This is a genomic window from Streptomyces sp. ERV7, assembly GCF_001653515.1.
Taxonomy (GTDB): domain Bacteria; phylum Actinomycetota; class Actinomycetes; order Streptomycetales; family Streptomycetaceae; genus Streptomyces.
In genome coordinates this window covers 1-2,660 of sequence record NZ_LYOY01000097.1, presented here as the reverse complement: position 1 = coordinate 2,660, position 2,660 = coordinate 1, and the positions used below count along the sequence as shown (strand labels likewise).

2 protein-coding genes are annotated in these 2,660 nt (G+C 69.4%); one reads left to right on the top strand and one right to left on the bottom strand.

Annotation, left to right across the window (positions count from 1 at the left end):
- The coding region (locus A8W25_RS30815; protein ID WP_067157593.1) for an ABC transporter substrate-binding protein at positions 1–1,290 on the bottom strand (1,290 nt) is incomplete at its 3' end.
- 181 nt (positions 1,291–1,471) lie between these two features.
- Between A8W25_RS30815 and A8W25_RS30810 the strand changes: the two genes are divergently transcribed.
- Positions 1,472–2,509, top strand: coding sequence for a LacI family DNA-binding transcriptional regulator (locus A8W25_RS30810; protein ID WP_067157590.1), 1,038 nt, complete (start codon positions 1,472–1,474; stop codon positions 2,507–2,509).
- Positions 2,510–2,660 lie beyond the last annotated feature (151 nt).

Here is a 2,660-nt window from a genome sequence, read left to right as displayed (position 1 = left end):
TGAGGCGGGCAAGGCCTGCATGGCCTTGATGAATCCGTCGGCGTCGAGCTTGCCGTCGAAGAACCGCTGGATGGCGGTGTGCATCGGGGTGGCCGCGCTCGGCGGGTATGCCTGGTCCCAGGACAGCTGAAACGAGGGGGCGGCTTTGACCAGCTCGTACTGGTACGTGGAGTACGCGGGGCTGGCCGCCTTGTCCAGGAAGTCGACGGTGTTGACGGTGGTGGGCAGGTTGCCGATGGCGAGCTGGGCTTCGACGAACTCCTTGGAGTACATCAGCTTGAGGAACGCGGCGGCGGCCTCGGGGTGCTTGGTCTTCTTCAGTACCGAATAGAAGTTGTTGGTGTTGCCCACCACGTCGGCCGGGTCGCCCTTGCCCCCGCTCAGGGTCGGGAACCCGGTGTAGCCGAGGCCGGACTTGGCGAAGTCCGGGTTGGCGTCCTGCTGGGTGGAGTAGTACCAGGAGCCCATCAGCTCGAAGGCGGCCCGGCCCCTGGCCACCAGGGCCGGGGAGCCGCCGTCGGTGAACTTCACCGAGTCGAAGGTACGGCCGAACGCGCCGGATTCGGCCAGTTGCCTCAGGGCGGTCAGTGCCTTGCGGCTGTCCTCGCTCGCCCAGGCGGCCCGATCGCCGTTCACCGCCCGGGAGAACAGGCCGGGGCCGGCGATCCGGTCGTACAGGTACTCGAACCACATCAGGGTGGGCCACTGGTCGGCGCCGCCGAGCGCGATCGGGGTGATGCCCTTGGCCTTGAGGGCCTTGGTGGCGGCGATCAGCTCGTCCCAGGTGCGCGGCGGGGTCAGACCGGCGTCGGCCAGCACCTTCTTGTTGTGGAACAGCAGCACCGGCTGGGTGCCGCGCATCGGCACGCCGTACGGTTTGCCGTCCACGACGGCCGAGTTGAACACCGACGGCAGGAAGTTGCTCTTCAGGCCCGGGTCCTTGGCGATGAAGCCGTCCAGCGGGAGCAGCAGGCCGGCCTTGACGAAGGGCTGGATGGAGCCGCCGCCCCAGTTGAAGAAGACGTCCGGCGCGTGCGGGGTGTTGATGACGGTCTGCAGCTTCTGCTGGTAGTCCGCGCCGGGGACGGTGTCGAGTACCACCTTGACCTTGGAGGTCTTGTTGAAGGTCTCGACCATCTGTTTCTCGACCTTGTTGGCGGCGTCGCCGTAGACCATCACGTGGATCGTCCCGGAGCCAGCGCCGGAGGAGGTACCGCCCGAGCCGCACGCCGCGGTCATGCCCAGGACGAGTGCGGTGGTGACGGCGATCGCGGCAAGTCTCGGTCCCATGCCCCTACCCTCGTTCGCAAGTTTCGGAATATTGAGCGAATGTGGTCGGAAAGCTAGGACCGGCCTCGCCGCCCGTCAAGACTTCCGGCGAGATCCGATCCAACGGGCCGACCGGCTAGCATCCGTGCGGTCGGCCACCCACAGCGCAGTTCGCCCAGCAGGGCAAGGGCAGGAGGAAACCGTGAGCAGAGCGGCGACGCTCGCTGAGATCGCGCACGAGGCAGGGGTCTCGGCTCCGACTGTTTCGAAAGTCCTCAACGGCCGGGCCGACGTCGCCCCGGCCACCCGGGAGCGGGTGGAGGAACTGCTGCGCCGGCACGGCTACCGGCGGCGGCGGGGCACCCAGCCGAGCCCGCTGCTCGAACTGGTCTTCCACGAGCTGGAGAGCGTCTGGGCGATGGAGGTGATCCGCGGCGTCGAGAACGTGGCGCGCGCCGAAGGCCTGAGCATCGTCCTCTCGGAATCCTCCGGGCGGCTCACCCCCGGCCAGTCCTGGGTGGACGGGGTGCTCGCCCGCCGCCCCACCGGCGTGCTGCTGGTCCTGTCCGGCCTGGACCGCTCCCAGCAGGAACAACTGGCCGGCCGCGACATCCCGTTCGTCGTGATGGACCCGGCCGGCGACCCCGGCCAGGAGGTGCCCGCCGTCGGCACCACCAACTGGGACGGCGGCCTGGCCGCCACCCGGCACCTGCTCGACCTCGGCCACCGCCGGATCGGCCTGATCGGCGGCCCGGGCCGGATGATGTGCAGCCGGGCCCGGGCCGACGGCTACCGGGCCGCCCTCGACATGGCGGGCATCGCCTACGATCCGGAACTGGTCCGCGAGGGCGACTTCCACCACGAGGCGGGGCACCGGATCGGACGGGAGCTGCTGAACCTCCCCGACCGGCCGACCGCCGTGTTCGCCGGAAACGACCTACAGGCCCTCGGACTCTACGAGGCGGCCCGTGAGCTGGGGTTGCGCATCCCCGAGGACCTCAGCGTGGTCGGCTTCGACGACCTGCCGCTGGCCCGCTGGGTCGGCCCGCCGCTCACCACCGTCCGCCAGCCGCTGACCGAGATGGCCGAGGTCGCGGCCCGCATGGTGATCGACCTGGCCCGGGGCACCCGCCCCGGCACCCAGCGGGTGGACCTCGCCACCAGCCTGGTCGAGCGCTCCAGCACGGCCTCACCTCAGAAGCGCCCCCGAACGGTTGACGGAGCATCAGCCCGGTTCTAGGGTCAGCGACAGAATCGCTGTAGGGTTCGAAACTTTCGACAAGCAGACTCCCCCACAGCATCTCCGCACGGTCAGCGTTCCCCGCACCACCGCACGTCCGTCTCTCCTCCCCCACAGAGAAAGGACCACGCCGGTGTCAGTCCGGACGCCC